The sequence below is a fragment of the Flectobacillus sp. BAB-3569 genome, from assembly GCF_002270355.1.
GTDB classification, from domain to species: domain Bacteria; phylum Bacteroidota; class Bacteroidia; order Cytophagales; family Spirosomataceae; genus Flectobacillus; species Flectobacillus roseus.
On the sequence record NZ_NJFZ01000005.1, the window covers coordinates 361,381 to 378,296 of the forward strand.

Here is a 16,916-nt window from a genome sequence, read left to right on the forward strand (position 1 = left end):
ATATGTGCGGAATAACTGGACTTGTTGACTTTAGATACAAAAGTTCTCGTCAAATACTCCAACAAATGTATTCATCTTTGAGTCATCGTGGTCCTGATGCCGTTGGAGAATACTGGAAATCTATGCCTTTATATCAGATAGGTTTGGGACATACGCGTTTGTCGCTATTGGACGATAGTACTTTGGCTTCGCAACCCTACCGATGGAAGCATTGGGTATTGGTATTTAATGGAGAAATATACAATTTTAGAGAAATCAGACATACTCTTCAACAAAAAGGTTACTTTTTTGAAAGTGAATCTGATACAGAAGTCCTAGTCAAAGCTTTTGATTATTGGGGCGAAATGGCAGTTCAGCAATTGACTGGTATGTTTGCTTTTGGCTTATATAATCAGGAAAATCAACAATTGATGTTGGTAAGAGATAGGGCTGGCACAAAGCCATTATATGTGTATCAATCAAAAAATGTAATCTTATTTGGCTCCGAACTCAAAGCCTTAATGGCACATCCTGATTTTCCAAGAAAAATACAAAGTCAATCTGTGGGACTATATTTTCAGTATGGCTATGTTCCTAGTTCGCATTGTATTTTTGAACAAACCCATAAAGTACGAGCAGGGCAGATTTTAGTGATTGACTTGCCACAAAATACCTCACGTTATCAAACGTATTGGTCGATTTTGGATTCTTTTAGTCAACCAACTGTAAAGCAATATCACCCCGAATCATGCTTACTTCATGAATTAGACCAAAGACTCGATACTGCTTGCCAAACCCGAATGACCGCCGACCATCCCATTGGGTTGTATTTGAGTGGGGGTTATGACAGTTCCTTAGTAGCGTATTATGCGCGTAAGCATAGCAATTTTCACAAAGCCTATTGTTTGGGTTTTGAAGAAAATGAATATAGTGAGGTTCCATTTGCTCAACAAATTGCTCAATATTTGAACATCCCATTTGAGGGATTTATCCTAGAAAACCGAGAATCTTTATATCTCACAACACAATTGCCCGAAGTATTCGATGAGCCCTTTGGTGATAGTTCTGCGGCTGCATGTTTGGCACTAAGTCAGCGAGTGAGGTCATCGGTCAAAGCGGTGGTATCTGCTGAGGGTGGCGACGAGCTTTGGGCGGGATATCCCCGTTATGTACAAAGTTTAAGGCTTTTTCAAGGATTAAAATATGCTCCAAGTTCAGTTGTTAGGGTACTGCTAAAATCGTTTAAACATCGCAAATGCGTCAAGCTGAGGCATATTTTATCACATCCTCAAAATCCTCTTTGGATACTCGATGCTGTGAGTCAGTCGCTCAGTAGCAATTTAGTCCCGTCATTGGTACAAGATTTTAGTCCAAATTCAGAAAATACTTTTAGGAAGGCTTTTCCCAATGACCCCATTCATGCGATGTTGTATTGGGATTATTCTCAGTATCTGGTAGATGATTTGATGGTCAAAGCTGACCGAACAGGCATGGCTGTTGGGCTCGAAATACGTGAACCCATGTTGCATCATCCTTGGGTAGAGTGGGTATCGAGTTTGCCAAGTCAGTACAAAATCAATGGTTCTGAACAAAAGTATTTATTGAAAAAATTAGCGCATCAAAAAATTCCTCAAGCGCTTTTGGACAGACCTAAAAAGGGTTTTGGTGTCCCATTAAGTAAATGGCTGAGAGGTTCTTTGAAAGAGCTGGTGTTGGATACATTGACAACCTCTGCACTGGAGCAACACAGATTACTTAATACAGCGACTGTGAATCGCTATATCAAGCATTTTTATGGAGGCTCAGACAGCTATACTACTACACTTTGGCACCTATTGCAATTTCAACTTTGGTACAATCGATGGCTATAAAACCTAAAATATTGTTTCTGATTCCCAGTCTGGCATGTGGGGGCACCGAAAAAGTTATCAGTACACTCATTAATCATTGGGATGGCGAGAAGTTTGATATACTGCTGGGTGTCAATTCAAAAGAAATCCCATTTTATCCTATTACCAATACTCCCGTCTCTATTACCATTTTTGGTAAAAGTAGAGTTAGATATACTTGGATAATGCTTCTGAAACTGATTTGGAAAGAGCGACCTGATTATATTTTTAGTGTGTTAGATTTTACAAGATTAATGATTTTGCTAAAACCATTTATCCCAACTTCCTGTAAGCTTATCGCTCGTGAGTCTAATTATTTGTTCGAATGGCTAAGTCCCTCTCAAAAATTATTATCGCAGTATTTGTACAGCAATATCGATTTGTTGGTCGTGCAATCAGCTTTGATGGAGCAGCATATTATCCAATATCTACCCGAAATTGCACCAAGAACTTTGGTTATTCCTAATCCCATTAATACCACTTTGGTTAGGAAGCTGGCTCAGAAGCCACTGGAATACCACCTTCCTGATGGTCCCATTTTTATAACTATTGCAAGACTAGATGCCATCAAAGGGCATCTGCGAATTTTGGAAGCATTGACTTTGCTCGATATACCATTTTGTTATTATATCGTAGGTGAAGGGCAAGAAAGAAATACTATCGAAACATATATCAGGCAGCATCAACTGGAAGCAAAAGTGATTTTGACAGGAGAACTGAAAAATCCTTTTCCCTTACTCAAAAGCGCTCATATATACCTACAAGGTTCATATTCGGAGGCATTTCCCAATGTCATTTTGGAAGCATTATGCTTGGAGATAACGCCTATTGCTTTTGCTATTTCTGGAGGAACTTCTGAGATTATTCATTCAGGGGAAAATGGTTTTCTGGTAAATGATATAACCAGTTTTGCAAAATCAATTTCAGAGTTTTTAGCAAATCCAATTTCAACCCAAAAACTCTTGCAAAATCTACCTCCATTTGAATTAAACACGGTTATGTCTATATATGAAAAGTTATTTACTGAAAATAATAACTGACACCTAAAACTGCTGAATCAACTTATGTCCATCAAAATCACCTATATTATTACGAGCTTAGGCATAGGCGGAGCCGAAAATATGCTCTATAAATTGCTGAAATATTCTAATCGTAAAGAGTTTACTCCATCGGTAATATGCTTGACTTCGGAGGCTGACTTGTTAGCCTCTATTCAATCTTTGGGGATAGAGGTCGTTGTTTTACCCTTTCAAAATCGTTGGTATAATCTTCCCTTTATCACATTTGAATGCCATCATGTCCTCCGCCAACTTCGTCCTGACATTGTTCATACTTGGTTATATCATGCCAATCTGCTGGGCGGAATAGCAACCTTTTTTTTACCTTATCGCCCTATCATTGTGTGGAATATTCGAAATACTTTGAGTGGGGTGACGTCTTGGTCTCAAAGGGCTTTTTTTCTACTGGTAAAAATTTGCGCTCGTTTTATCCCACATTATATTGTGAGTTGCTCTCAACGAGGAGCCGAAGAACATCATCATGCTGGATTTTGTCAGGAAATCAAAGTTATCCACAATGGCTTTGTGGATAACCGCCTTGTCGCACTCCCAAATCATGTTGTCATGCGTGTTGGAATGATAGCACGATTTACGCCCGAAAAAGACCATTACACTTTTCTAAAAGCTGTAAACCTTTTCATTCAGAAAAATACCAATTGTCGATTTGTATTAGTGGGGAAAGGCTGTAATGCTGCAAATCTGAAACTACAGGAATGGATTGATCAGTTTGAAATAAACGAGTATATCGAACTGCATGAAGCTCAAAGCACCCTTGACGAAATTCTTGAAACCTTTGATATTTTCACACTGAGTTCCCATTCTGAGGGTTTTCCAAATGTAGTTGGAGAAGCCATGATGAAAGGTATTCCTTGTGTATGTACTGATGCAGGCGATGCACAAATACTTGTAGGAAAGTCTGAATTGATTGTGCCAATTCAAAGTCCTGAAGCACTAGCGGAGGCTTGGCTTTCGGTATTATCTATGCCTTTAGAAAAGCGTATTGAACTTGGATTAGACTTACGAGAACGAGTTTTGGCGCATTTTCATATTACAAAAATTGCCCAGCAATACGATGATTGGCATTTGTCATTACTTTATCCCGAATAAAATATGTGTGGAATTAATGGAATTATAGCGCTACAACCTATCGAGTCTATGCCTAGGTTAATAAAAAATATGAATCAGCAATTATCTCGACGAGGGCCTGATGATGACAGTATTTGGATAAATACAGAATCGACTATGGGTATGGGAATGCGTCGCTTAGCGATTGTAGATGCTGACTTTGCCAAACAACCTTGGCATGAGAAAGACTTTTGCTTATGCTTTAACGGAGAAATTTATAATTATCAAGCTCTCAGACAAACCTTAATGGACTTGGGGTATCAATTTAGTACCAAGTCAGATACCGAAGTGCTGGCGAAAGCCTATCTACATTGGGGGACATCATGTTTTGAGTATCTCGAAGGAATGTTTGCCATTGCGATTATAGATTTCAAGCTCAACAGGCTTTTTCTGGCGAGAGATATTAATGGCGAAAAGCCTTTGTATTATTTTATCAACCATCAATTTGTGATTTGGTCGAGCGAACTAAAAGGACTTTTGACGAGCTTGGAAGTACTTAACAAAGAACGAGTATCCATTAGTCCAGAAGCACTTAATTGGTATTTCAGACTAGGCTTTATTCCTGCGCCATTAAGTATTTATCAATCTATCTTGAAAGTAATGCCAGCGCAATATTTGAGTATAGACTTATCAACACTTCAGGTTAGCACAGTCGATTTTTGGAAAATGCCAGAATATACTCCACACTGCAATCATCACGAAGCCCTACTCATTTTGGATAGATTGATTCAAGGAAGTGTACAACAACAGATATGTACCAATCATGCCTCAGGGCTATTACTCAGCGGAGGAATCGACTCGAGTATTTTGGCATATTGGTTTAAGGAAATGAACCCCAGTATTAGCTGTTTTTCTTTACAAACACAGGCCAACAAACAAGATGAAAGTTTTGCAGCGCAAAAAATAGCTCAATATTTAGGGTTAAAGCATGAGATTATTCCATTAGATTTTGCACAAGTACAAAAACAACTTAGCGAAACACTTTGCTATTTTGACGAGCCTTATGCTGACTCTTCAGCGATTGCTAGCGATACCGTCCATCAGTGGGTCAAAAATGATATAAAACTCATGTATGGTGGCGATGGTGCTGACGAAGTATTTGGGGGTTATCAGCGATATTTGATGCCATTTTGGGCTGAAAAAATTAGAAGATATATACCTCTTTTGAAAAGTATTAGTCATCTGCCCTTGCATCAGTTACCAGATAGTGCTCAAGTAAATACCTTCCTTAAGTTTTTCGAAAAAATAGGCTCAAATCCTTCCGAAGATATATGGAATATTAGTCAAATGGGTATGCGGAACTCTATGCTGAATAGATTATTGTTACCCCATTGGCAATACCAGCCTAATACATTACAAAGACTATTTCAGACATTTCCACAAGATAATCCACTGACTTTGGCGAGACTTTGGGACAAACAAGTCGCGTTGGAAGGAGATATGCTTGTTAAGACAGACCGTATGAGTATGCGTGCTTCTATCGAATACAGAACACCTTTTTTGTCAAAAAGCCTTTGGGAGTTTTCACAAAAACTTCCCAATTCATTACTCATCCAGAAGGGAACTACTAAATATGTATTGAAAGCCTATCATTCAACGCTTTTTCCAGAAAGTTTTCAGCAAGGGAAAAAACAAGGTTTTGAAGTTCCAATAGCAAGCTGGCTTAGTACAAGTCTTAAAAAGGAGCTTTTGATGCTGACCTGTGTTGACTTCCTAAAAAAACAAGGCATTTTCAACGCTTCAAAAATGTCTGAGCAAGTTCGTTTTTTCCTTCAAAAACCTCATAGATATAAGTTTCAACTATGGAGTATTTACTGTTTCCAAAAATGGTATGACTCAGTGAGGAATTAGTTGAGTTTAAGGTTCTGGTATTTCAACATACCATCTAATTCGGTTTTTGTTGTTCAAAATCGAAACTTGAATAGAGGCTTTAAGTAGTTTCAAGGTTTGCATCACAAATTTTAAACCAACGCCTCTTTTAAGTTCCCATTCGGGATCGTTGATATTGGCAACAATATCAGTAACAACAGGTAGTTTATGCTCATGGAAATCATTCTCGATTAATAGCGTGAGTTTTTTATCCTTTTTGGTAATCTCTATTTTGATCGTACTTTTTTCAGGAGCATTTTTCACAGCATTATCCAAAAGGTTTCTAATAATTAAAGCAGACAAATTGGCATCGGTATTAATGGTTACCTCTTTGTCGATATTCTTATCTAAAGTAATATCCTTACTACCTGCTACAGTTTTGTATACAGGCAACATTTCATGAATAATTGTCCCGATTGTAGTATGATGATAAATAGGCTTTAGGCTTTTTTGCTGGACTAAACTCCAATTAAGCAGATTGTTCAGCATTAAATCCAAGTGACGACCCGTATCATCTATTTCTTGTCCTATTTTTTGTAATTGAGTCCATTCTTGTTTGCTAATGAGGTAGTTGACCACTCCAGCCAAGCCTTGATAGGCGCTTAATGGACTTCTTAAATCATGCGCTATCATTCCAAAGAGTTTTTCACGGTTTTTGTATAACTCCTCTTTTGCTTTTACTTGAACGATTCTATTTCGAATCAAAAACAAAGGAATCATTGATAATGCTCCTAGTAGCGTAAAAAGAGAAATTCCCCACCAAGATTTGTACCATATTTGAGACACCTCATATTCAATGATGCTAATGGGGCTTGTTTTGCCATCTGCTGTCATTCCTTTTATTTCTAACTTATGTGTTCCTGAATCCACGTCTAACAATTCTATATCTTCGCCTTGTTTTAGGTTCAACCACTCGCCATTATCCACTCTATAAAGTACTCCATAAAGCTGTTGCTCTGAGGCAAAGTTGGCAACATGAAATACAAGTTTTCGAAGTTTTGGTGCAAATTTCGACGCTAACCTTCCAGATGAAATAAAGGAAAAGCGATGCTGATTGCTATCATAGGTAGCATCTACGCCCCAAACCAGAGGTTTTATTTTATTAATGTCAGAAAAAAAGTAATTTCGATTCGAAATTACTGATATGCCAGCGAGTCCTCCCATAAGGATAAGACTATCTTCCGGGATCATATAGGTACTTTCACGATTAAACTCATTATGAACCAGACCATCTTTTTCAAAATAAGTTTTGAGTAGGAAGTTTTTGAGATTGTACATTGTCAGGCCATTACCTGTCCCTAACCAAATAGTATAAAATTTAGGGTCATACAAAATACTATATACAGTATTTGAATTGAGTCCGTTATCTGTATTTAGATGTCCAATGACTTTATTATTGTTGTCAAAAAAATAGGCTCCAACTTGTCTGCTACCCGCAACCCATCCATCTGAATAGTTTAAAAGACTGAGAAAACTACCTTTTTTAAGTTGTGTTACTTTTTGGGTGTATAAGTTTACTTCGTATAATCCTAATTCAGTTGCTAATATTAAATGCTTAGCTTTCTTGGAATCCAAAATATTTAAGATGAGATCATTTTTTCTGATACCTATTGGTTTGATAAGCACTCTATCTCCTTTAAATTGAGCTGTGCACAAACCACGATTTGTGCCTAAATAAATGTTACCATCAGCAGCCTTTTTACAAGTAGCAATTGTAAACTGTAGGTAATTATCTTTGTTATCATGATTAATTGTATCAGGATATTGCAACGAAATGAGGCTAGCTTTATTCGTATTCTTATTTATTAGTGTTGCTTGGTGCCTAGGATTATTTTGTGGATAAAGAGGAAAAAATAAAATTAAACTGTCATTTACTGAAACTGAACATTCATAGTAGAAAAGTGGTTTATTCCTATTTTTAAGCACATTAAGTAGAGGAATGGTACCTTTTTTTAGAGAAAACATTCGCATTCCCCTCGCTGTAGCTACCCAACCATACTCAAATTTTTTTTGATAGAAAATAGCTCTTGTTTCATCTGTTGATTTAATCCTTTTAGCTAGATCTCTTTTAATAGATAACTTTTGTAAGCCCCAGTCTCGGCTACATAGATAGAAATTACCTAAAGGGTCTTTTACGATACCTTGAAATAAACCAGTAGGGTATTTTAGAGTACTATTTGACCGAATGATACTCTCTATCAATTTTTTATTTGCTATAGCTACATTTAGTGGGCTATATAGATGTGAAAACAAGGTGCTGTTAGTTATCAATTCGGCACCAATTATATCATATCTATTTAGGTATTTAAGATGCACTTTACCACTTTTACTACAAACTTGGTAGTTATATCCATCACGAGCATCTAATATTAATCGATTTCCAAGGTCTTTAAAAAAGACCCTCCCTTCAAGAGTACTTATCTGAATTTTGAATATCTGAAAGTTTTTAATATCTAAAAATGTAGGAGTACCATTAATAATACAAGAAATACGGTTACGATCGTAGATTGGCCAACCTACAAGGGGGCCGTGCCTTGATATCATTAGTGTCAGTGGAGGTTGTGATAAATTTAAACTAAGTCTATCCAAATGTAAGACATAGATATTGGTTTTACCTTCCGCAAAACTAAACACCAACAATTTATGCTCTTTACTATCATAAATTAGTGCTTTTACAGGTTGATTAAGTAAAGGATTGTCAATACCTAGATAACCCTTTGAGGAGTATACACGCTTCCCATCAAATATATGTAGTCCATCGCTATTACCTAGCCAGCCCAAACCATATTTGTCAAACACAAGTCCATATATGTCTTTATTAAAGAGACCTTTTGACTCGTCAAACGTCTCAATATTATAACGTTTATCTAAACTTGGAAGCGGTTGCCCATAAGCAAGGTTTTCTTCAAATAATAGGAAGATTAATAGAGTTTTCAAAAAACAAAGGACAAACTCTAGGCGACGACGGTTCCTATACGCTAGTACACTTTTTTTCATATTTTTAATTAATAGCCTGACTATGCGGAAAGTAGCTATTTTAATTATTTAGGGTAAGTAATCGTAGTGAACTCTAACAAATAATAAACCAATTTTATAGTATTACTGTAAAAAACTTCTACTTTCTTTATTTAACGCTTCTACATCATTTACGTCACTCTTCTATGAATAAATCAAATTCACACCTACTTTTTGTCGTTAATGCTGATTACTTCTTTGTGTCACATCGCCTTTCAATGGCTTTAGCATGTATTGAACAGGGGTTTAGGGTAAGTCTCATTACCAAAAACACAGGTCAACGCAGTTACATAGAATCCCTTGGCATTGATTTTTATGATCTTCAATTAGATCGTGGAAGTAAGTCTCCTTTGCAGAATTTGAAGGAATTATGGCTTCTTCGAAAATTGTATCATCAAATCAATCCTGACCTTATTCATCATGTTGGTATTAAGCTCATCTTACTTGGAAGTATTGCTCGTTTGGGATTGGGTAATAGTATTGTTCTCAATGCTGTTGCAGGTTTAGGTTCGGCGTTATCTCAAAACAAGGAAAGTATTTTAAAAAGGATATTCTTTCTTATGGGTTTCATGTTTAGAAAAAGTTATCAACATTTTCTTTTTCAGAATGAACAAAATGCTCAGTTTTTCCAGCAACTTCTCCACCTAAAAAGCCTGCAAATCAACTTTATAAAAGGTACAGGTATAGATACTAATTACTTTGTATATACGCCAGAGTCAATACAAACGCCTTTAAAGGTTTGCCTTATTGCAAGAATGTTGAAAGATAAAGGTGTATGGGATTTTATTAAAGCTGCAGAGCTTCTTCGGAGTAAGTGGGAAGGGAAAGTTACTTTTGAACTTATTGGTCCTATCGACAATGCCAATCCTAGCGCATTGACCCAACAAGAGCTTGAAGCCAATGTGGATAACTTTTACATTATGTGGAAAGGAGCCCAATCCCCCATACTACCATTTTTACAAACAGCCCATATCATTGTATTACCATCCTATCATGAAGGTTTTCCACGCATACTTTTGGAAGCTTCGGCGGTTGGAAGAGCCATTGTAGCCAGTGATTGTGATGGATGTAAAGCCTTAATTGAACATCATAAAAATGGCTTGATTGTGCCCATTGGGCATATTGAAGCTTTAGCACAACAGATTGATTATCTGCTAGAAAAACCTAAAGTTAGACATCTTTTAGGATATAATGCTAGGCAAGTCGTTGTGGATAACTACACAGAGCCGCATCTCAATCAAGCTTTTATTGCACTATATCATCGTTTACTATGCGGTAAATAAGACAATTTTAACCAACTTTGCATTGAATTTACCCACATAGTTATCCACAATCAATTGTGGATAACTATAATTACGAATAGCATCAAACATTTTTTGTACATACTCTATGTTGAAAATTCTTAACATCGTTGGCGCTCGTCCCAACTTTATGAAAGTAGCGCCATTACATCGTGCTTTTGAAAATCACCCAGCTATCGAATCAAAGATTGTTCATACAGGACAGCATTTTGATGCCAAGATGAGTGATGTTTTTTTGAACAGCTTCAAATGCCTAAACCGCATTATTTCCTCGGTGTAGGAGGAGGCTCTCATACAGAGGTGACAGCACGTACAATGTTGGAATTTGAAAAAGTAATTCTTCAAGAAAAACCAGACTTAGTATTAGTGGTAGGCGATGTAAATGCTACTTTGGCTTGCACTTTGGTCGCTATCAAATTACATATTCCTGTGGCGCATGTGGAGGCTGGTCTTCGTAGTGGTGACCGCAAAATGCCAGAAGAACTTAACCGTATTTTGACAGATAGCGTATCCGACTATTTATTTATTACTGAACAATCAGGTATCAACAACCTCAAAAATGAGGGTGTTCCTGACGAAAAAGTGTTTTTTGTAGGAAATGTCATGATTGATTCCTTGGTGCACTATCTGGAAAAAGCACAGCAAACGCCTGTACTTGACGAATTAGGCTTGAGCAAAGATGAATTTGTCGTAATGACCATGCACCGTCCTGCTAATGTAGACACGGCTGAAGGTCTTTCTTCGATTTTGACAATTATCGAAAATACCGTTCCATTCAAAAAAGTAGTATTCCCAATTCATCCACGCACGGCTAACAACCTCAAAAACTTAGGACTTTGGGATAGACTTCAAGCGATTGAAGGCCTAGTTTTGACAGAACCTCAAGGCTATTTAGAGTTTTTGCAATTGATGCAAAATGCTAGTTTGATTATCACTGATTCAGGAGGTATTCAGGAAGAAACTACCTTTTTGAAAGTACCTTGCTTAACTTTTAGAGATACCACCGAGCGTCCTGTCACTGTAGAACTTGGCACAAATCAGTTATTGGCTGATTTGAATCCTATTACAGTGCATGAAAAATTTGTAGAAATTTTAGAAGGAAAAGCTAAGCAAGGAACAATCCCTCCACTTTGGGATGGGCATACCTCTGAAAGAATTGCAGCTATTTTAGTAGAAAAACTTGGTAAATAAATCGTGACTTCATAGAGACTCCAAAGTCAAAACCCTCGAATATCGGCATATTCGAGGGTTTTCTGTTTTAGGTATTGGATTTAGACGTATAATCTTGTACATCATTGTTAAACCTTATCTTTTAAGAATAATCCAAGAACCGAAATTCTCATTTTTAGTTGTCCAACAATCTAATTTGAACACTTTTAGTCATGAAAAAATTATTGATGATTGCCGCTATTTTTAGCTTTACTTTAGGTACTACATTGGCTCAAGATGTTCCTACTAAAAAAGGAAAAAGAGAATGGAAAGCCGATTCAACAGGTCGTCAAAGAGGTCCTCGTGGCGACGGACAAGGACGTCCAAAGCGTGATTCTTTGATTCGTAAAGAAGGAAAAAGAACTCCAAGACCGAACAACTAAATTAACATGAGTCATCCCTAGTTTAGGGAATGAGTGATTGAGCGAATGAGTGATTATGTTAAAATTTTTATTCTAGCCGTAGAGACGCAATGATTGCATCTTAAGTCATTCATATCTAGCATGTTAGTGTCAAAAAAGGGGGCGGAAAATATTTTCCGACCCCTTTTTTAATGAAAATTTGGAGAATAACCCCAATCTTAAAATTCGGGATGACTCATTTTGAGTATTAACATTAAGTATTATTTCCTATTTTAATGGAATACCTCGTACAGTCAGGAAGCTAATAGCATTAGAATCGCCACGCGCTACAGCTCTTTGCATTGCTTTTACTCCATTCGGAATATCGCCATGCTGACCGTATTCTAAGCCTATGTTGTAGTAAAAACTTCCATCTTTGGCATCCATTTGGGCGCCTTGTTCCCAAATCTTGATAGCATCTTGCCATTTGCCTTGGGTTTTATAGGCTACACCCAAATTTTTGTAAGCAGTCATGGCTTTTTTATCCACTTTTAAAGCTTTTTGTAGCACTTCAATTTCCTTTTCATGGTTGCCCTGATGGTTGTATATCGTAGAGATATTGACATAAGGGTCGGCAAATTTTGGATCTAGCGACAAGGCTTTTTCATAATATTTTCGTCCTTCTACTTCATCACCTTTTTTGCACAAAGCCAAACCCATGATATTGTTGGCAAACTGGTTTTTGTTGTCAGATTTATCCAAAGCAATTTGGCTTTCGGCAATTGCCTTGTCGTATTCTCCTGTATAGAAATAAGCTCCTCCAAGCATCCAATGAAGGTTTTTCATTTCCTCAGGCTTTAATTTCAAGGCAGCTTCAAAGTTTTCTACCGTAAGCTTATATTTCTTTTCATCAAAGTAAATTTGTCCCAAAGCAGTATGTACATCCGCCGTTTTGAAATTAGTCTTATGCGTTTCTTCAAAATAGAATTTTGCTTTTTCATTATCTTTTTTCAAAAACCAATACCAACCCAAGTTACTTGTAACCATCGGGTCGTTAGGATATTTCTCAAAAACAGGTGTAAATAGCGTAAGCGTATCTTTCCACTTGGTAGACTGGCGGAAAGACAAAAAGGTAAATGCCAATAACACAATGGTGGCTATACTCGGAAACGCTTTGTTGGTGGAGGCTTTTTGATAGAGGTAATTGGCAAACAAACCTATCAACATCAATGGACCAATAGATGACACATAAAAATAACGGTCGGCCATCAACGCACTACCTACAGGCAATACTTGCGAAACAGGAAATATTACGATTAAAAAATATAATCCTCCCCACCAGACCAGTTTGTTGCGACGACCCAAAAAATACACCAAAAGAGCGATAACAATAATACCTGCAAACGAAGAATAATAAGAACTAGGAATCACGCCTGTTGGCTTTTGTGGATATGGATAAAACGCCAACATATTGGCAGGAATAAGCATTTTGAGCCAGTAAGTGAGCATTCCATAATTTATCATAAAAAAGCGCTCTCCAAGCGAATATGACGAACTAATGACCTTTGTGGCATTGGCACCAGCTTCACTTTGTGCTTTGATGGAAATCAAACCAAAAATGAGTGATATTAGAAAAAACGGCGCTTTTTCAATACCTATTTGAATCAGATTACGACGATTTAATAAGAAGTAATCAGTCAATAAAAATACAACTGGTAAAATTACAGCCATACCTTTCGAGAAACACGAAAGAACAAACAAGATTAAAGCAAACCAAAGATGCTTGTTATTCCATTGGGTTTTTCCTGATTCTTCAAGGGCATCGCTATATTTGAGATACTGTCTAAAAGAAAGCAATAGGAATAAGGTATAAAGGACGTCTTTTCGCTCTGCTGCCCACACTACCGATTCCACGTGTAATGGGTGAATCGCAAAAAGAACCGCCGTAACTGCCCCTACTAAAAAGTTTTTGCTCAGTTTTTCTATAACCTTAAATACCAAAATGCTATTTAGTACGTGGATAATGGTATTGTTGAGGTGATATACCCAAGCTGTATCTTTCACGAGAGTATACTCCAAATAATAGGTAAGCATAGTCAATGGATGCCAGTTACCTAAATAAAAATCACTAATAAGCTTATAAAAATTATCAAACGAAACCTTGCGAAGGTCTTCGTCATTGACAATATAAAACATATCATCCCATACAAATCCATTCTGAAAGCCTGGTAGATAGGCGACAAAAGTGGCTCCTATGATGATACCCAAAAGCATTTTGAAATTACGAGGTGTATTTTCGATTGGCGGCGCGATAAAGTTGACGGTTGAGGCGGATTTTGTTGACTGAGTTTCCACAGATTTGGCGCTCTGAGGTTTTACAGTACTCGAAGGTTTACTCTTTGCCATGAATAATTGATTAATTGAATTGCTACTAGCTAATTGCGTATTAGTAAAATTAATTACTCATCAAAAATTGTGCGAGAAATTGCCATTATTTATTTCAAGAATAGTAAATGACATTGAATACTACCTCATTTTGACCATTAAAAAAGCACTGGTATATAAAACCAGTGCTTTTAAGTACTTCGCTCGAAATAATTCCAATCATTAATACTTTTGGGAGTGTGCCTCTCTAAAGTGATATATCTAATTATTGTTTTGTAAATGAATAACTACTTGAAAAGGTTAAAAGGGATAGACCACAAAGTATTGTTCCATTCCATACCGCTATTATTTACTGTAAATCAACTACTTAATTGCCATATATACGAAGAAGTAATTCTTATAGATTGCTTAGTATTGATACTTTTAGAAAGTATCTTTTAAACCTTGCGCAAGGCCTGTTTGGTAAACTCGCTTAAAACCAATTTTCCACTTATTTCTGCTCTTTCATACAGTAAGGTATCCCAGTGAGCTGTATCCTGCCACAAGATTTTTTTTAGTTCTTGTAAGCCTTCTGGATTATAAGTAGCTAACTGCTCGGTCATTCGTGCTATAGCTTCATCCATTTCGGCTATGGTTTCGTGTACTTCATAAAACAGTCCTTGCTCAAAAGCCCATTGTGCCGAATAAAATTCGGTAGGTTTTAAGGACATTTTGGAAAATGAGGAAAGTCCAATTTTACGGCTCACGGCGGGTTCAATAACAGCAGGAATAATTCCGATATGGAGTTCGCTTAGTTTGATACTTGCCGCCTGAGTTGCAAAGCAATAATCGGTAGCAGCAGCCAAACCAACGCCTCCGCCAACAGCCTTGCCTTGCACGCGACCGATGATAATTTTCGAAGATTTTCGACAAGCATTAATCACTTTGGCAAAACCACTAAAAAATATTTTACCATCTTCCAAATTATCAATGGCGAGTAACTGATTAAAATCTGCTCCCGAACAAAAAGTTCTCTCTCCGCCACTTTGCAAAATAATGATTTGCACTTTAGAATCTTCTGCCAATTTTTCTATGGCATTTGCTAAATCTTCCAAAAGTACAATTGGCATTGCATTGGTTGGCGGATGTGAAAAAGTGAGCGTTACAACACCCGAAGAGGCAATAGAAATATCAAGGTTTGTTGATGAAGAATTTTGCATAATTAAAATATTTTTAGAAATTTCAGGACTTTTTCATCAAAATATCGTCTTTAGTTCGTTATCTTGTTAATATAAAGATGATAAAAAATCGATAAACCTAATAGTCTTTGAATACTTTTTATAGACTATTTAATTGAAAATTATACTTCATCAACAAACCTTTAACTATAAAATGTACAATTCAAAAAATGATTTAGTCCGCCTTGCGGCCAAAGAATTTGCCGAGCGCCATATCCTTCCACACGTGATGGAATGGGACGAAGCACAACACTTCCCTATCGACCTAATGCACCAATTAGGGCAACAAGGTTTTCTGGGAGTTCTAGTACCTGAACAATACGGAGGCTCAGGTTTGGGCTATCAAGAGTATGTGAGCATCATTGAAGAAATCGCCCAAGTGTGTGGCTCAATTGGTCTCTCGGTGGCAGCGCACAACTCACTTTGTACCAATCATATTCTACAGTTTGGGAGCGAAGAACAAAAACAAACTTATCTTCCCAAATTAGCTTCTGGCGAATGGATTGGTGCTTGGGGCTTAACCGAACCTAATACAGGTTCAGATTCTGCACGTATGACCTGCGTGGCACGTCGGGACGGTGATGAATATGTGCTCAATGGCTCCAAATGTTGGATTACGCATGGAAAATCAGGAAATGTTGTGGTAATTATGGCACGTACTGGCGAGCTAGGTGCCAAAAATAATGCGACAGCCTTTATTGTAGAAAGAGGAAACCCTGGTTTAAAATTTGGGAAAAAAGAAAATAAACTCGGTATGCGTGCCTCCGAAACTGCCGAAGTAATTTTAGAAGACTGTCGAATTCCTGTATCTGCTCGTTTGGGCGAAGAAGGCGATGGGTTCAAACAAGCCATGAAAATTTTGGACGGGGGACGTATCTCCATTGCAGCTTTGTCACTAGGGATTGCCAAAGGTGCTTTGGCCGCAGCCGCAAAATATGCACAAGAACGTCAACAATTTGGACAGGCGATTGTACAGTTTCAAGGAATCAGTTTCAAATTGGCTGATATGGCTACCAAAGTTCATGCTGCCGAGCTGATGACTCGCCATGCAGCCGAACTCAAAATGGAAGGAACAAGCATGACCAAAGAAGCCGCTATGGCTAAATATTATGCCTCTGAAATTGCGGTAGAAGTATCTACTGATGCAGTCCAAATCTTCGGAGGATATGGCTATACCAAAGATTTTCCAGTAGAAAAATTCTATCGTGATGCCAAACTTTGTACCATCGGAGAAGGTACTTCTGAAATCCAAAAAATCGTTATCACACGAGAGTTTTTGAAGGACTATCCTTTGTGATTGAGTGATTGGGTGGGTTGTGATTTAGTGATTATTTTTAATAGGTATTTTACTAGTAGAGACGCAATACTTTGCGTCTAAAGAGGTATTCCTCTAAAATATAACATCAAAATGGCGGTCGAAATTAGTTTTTCGACCGCCATTTTTGATTAGTAGTCAATAAATGACTAATATTTGAGTGCTTTTTTCCAAATAGGGTACGACTTAAGTCGCAACCTATTTGGAAAATCA

12 protein-coding genes are annotated in these 16,916 nt (G+C 37.3%); 9 read left to right on the forward strand and 3 right to left on the reverse strand.

Translation table 11 applies throughout. From position 1 onward, the window contains the following. The first annotated feature begins 2 nt into the window (after positions 1-2). The 4 genes from asnB (BWI92_RS05260) to asnB (BWI92_RS05275) are packed head-to-tail and all read left to right on the forward strand — an operon-like array spanning position 3 to position 5,902. The gene (gene asnB, locus BWI92_RS05260) at positions 3-1,850 is read left to right on the forward strand and encodes an asparagine synthase (glutamine-hydrolyzing) (RefSeq protein WP_095161070.1); all 1,848 of its coding nucleotides are present in this window, start codon (positions 3-5) and stop codon (positions 1,848-1,850) included. After that, positions 1,841-2,908, forward strand: coding sequence for a glycosyltransferase (locus BWI92_RS05265; RefSeq protein WP_095161071.1), 1,068 nt, complete (start codon positions 1,841-1,843; stop codon positions 2,906-2,908). Before asnB (BWI92_RS05260) ends, BWI92_RS05265 begins: the two co-directional genes overlap by 10 nt. A 24-nt stretch (positions 2,909-2,932) precedes the next feature. Beyond that, on the forward strand, positions 2,933-4,033 hold the full coding sequence (locus tag BWI92_RS05270; protein WP_095161072.1) for a glycosyltransferase: 1,101 nt from the start codon (positions 2,933-2,935) through the stop codon (positions 4,031-4,033). 3 nt (positions 4,034-4,036) lie between these two features. Next, the gene (asnB, locus tag BWI92_RS05275) at positions 4,037-5,902 is read left to right on the forward strand and encodes an asparagine synthase (glutamine-hydrolyzing) (RefSeq protein WP_095161073.1); all 1,866 of its coding nucleotides are present in this window, start codon (positions 4,037-4,039) and stop codon (positions 5,900-5,902) included. Between the two features lie 6 nt (positions 5,903-5,908). Here asnB (BWI92_RS05275) and BWI92_RS05280 read toward each other — a convergent pair whose 3' ends face one another. Beyond that, on the reverse strand, positions 5,909-8,917 hold the full coding sequence (locus BWI92_RS05280; protein ID WP_095161074.1) for a HAMP domain-containing sensor histidine kinase: 3,009 nt from the start codon (positions 8,915-8,917) through the stop codon (positions 5,909-5,911). 164 nt (positions 8,918-9,081) lie between these two features. Between BWI92_RS05280 and BWI92_RS05285 the strand changes: the two genes are divergently transcribed. The 4 genes from BWI92_RS05285 (at position 9,082) to BWI92_RS05295 (ending at position 11,828) form a co-directional block, all read left to right on the forward strand. Then, a complete protein-coding gene (locus BWI92_RS05285) occupies positions 9,082-10,218 on the forward strand; it encodes a glycosyltransferase family 4 protein (protein WP_095161075.1) in 1,137 nt (378 codons plus the stop codon). 106 nt (positions 10,219-10,324) lie between these two features. Further along, positions 10,325-10,516, forward strand: coding sequence for a hypothetical protein (locus BWI92_RS28605; RefSeq protein ID WP_310588859.1), 192 nt, complete (start codon positions 10,325-10,327; stop codon positions 10,514-10,516). Further along, positions 10,486-11,427, forward strand: coding sequence for a non-hydrolyzing UDP-N-acetylglucosamine 2-epimerase (wecB, locus tag BWI92_RS05290; protein WP_310588860.1), 942 nt, complete (start codon positions 10,486-10,488; stop codon positions 11,425-11,427). Before BWI92_RS28605 ends, wecB begins: the two co-directional genes overlap by 31 nt. A gap of 191 nt (positions 11,428-11,618) precedes the next feature. Further along, positions 11,619-11,828 (forward strand): hypothetical protein, encoded by a 210-nt coding sequence (locus tag BWI92_RS05295; protein ID WP_095161076.1) that lies wholly within the window; start codon positions 11,619-11,621, stop codon positions 11,826-11,828. A 246-nt stretch (positions 11,829-12,074) separates the two neighbouring features. Here BWI92_RS05295 and BWI92_RS05300 read toward each other — a convergent pair whose 3' ends face one another. Then, on the reverse strand, positions 12,075-14,192 hold the full coding sequence (locus BWI92_RS05300; RefSeq protein WP_095161077.1) for a tetratricopeptide repeat protein: 2,118 nt from the start codon (positions 14,190-14,192) through the stop codon (positions 12,075-12,077). Positions 14,193-14,608: 416 nt separating this feature from the next. Beyond that, the gene (locus BWI92_RS05305) at positions 14,609-15,370 is read right to left on the reverse strand and encodes an enoyl-CoA hydratase/isomerase family protein (protein WP_095161078.1); all 762 of its coding nucleotides are present in this window, start codon (positions 15,368-15,370) and stop codon (positions 14,609-14,611) included. Positions 15,371-15,542: 172 nt separating this feature from the next. On the opposite strand from BWI92_RS05305, the gene BWI92_RS05310 reads away from it, so the two are divergent. Next, positions 15,543-16,685 carry an acyl-CoA dehydrogenase family protein gene (locus tag BWI92_RS05310; protein ID WP_095161079.1) on the forward strand — a complete coding sequence of 381 codons (1,143 nt, stop codon included), beginning with the start codon at positions 15,543-15,545 and terminating at the stop codon, positions 16,683-16,685. Positions 16,686-16,916: the final 231 nt, after the last annotated feature.

Coding starts and splice junctions, on each gene's coding strand:
- asnB (WP_095161070.1), top strand. CDS start 3: ATGTGCGGAATAACTGGACTTGTTGACTTTAGATACAAAAGTTCTCGT.
- BWI92_RS05265 (WP_095161071.1), top strand. CDS start 1,841: ATGGCTATAAAACCTAAAATATTGTTTCTGATTCCCAGTCTGGCATGT.
- BWI92_RS05270 (WP_095161072.1), top strand. CDS start 2,933: ATGTCCATCAAAATCACCTATATTATTACGAGCTTAGGCATAGGCGGA.
- asnB (WP_095161073.1), top strand. CDS start 4,037: ATGTGTGGAATTAATGGAATTATAGCGCTACAACCTATCGAGTCTATG.
- BWI92_RS05280 (WP_095161074.1), bottom strand. CDS start 8,917: ATGAAAAAAAGTGTACTAGCGTATAGGAACCGTCGTCGCCTAGAGTTT.
- BWI92_RS05285 (WP_095161075.1), top strand. CDS start 9,082: ATGAATAAATCAAATTCACACCTACTTTTTGTCGTTAATGCTGATTAC.
- BWI92_RS28605 (WP_310588859.1), top strand. CDS start 10,325: ATGTTGAAAATTCTTAACATCGTTGGCGCTCGTCCCAACTTTATGAAA.
- wecB (WP_310588860.1), top strand. CDS start 10,486: ATGCCTAAACCGCATTATTTCCTCGGTGTAGGAGGAGGCTCTCATACA.
- BWI92_RS05295 (WP_095161076.1), top strand. CDS start 11,619: ATGAAAAAATTATTGATGATTGCCGCTATTTTTAGCTTTACTTTAGGT.
- BWI92_RS05300 (WP_095161077.1), bottom strand. CDS start 14,192: ATGGCAAAGAGTAAACCTTCGAGTACTGTAAAACCTCAGAGCGCCAAA.
- BWI92_RS05305 (WP_095161078.1), bottom strand. CDS start 15,370: ATGCAAAATTCTTCATCAACAAACCTTGATATTTCTATTGCCTCTTCG.
- BWI92_RS05310 (WP_095161079.1), top strand. CDS start 15,543: ATGTACAATTCAAAAAATGATTTAGTCCGCCTTGCGGCCAAAGAATTT.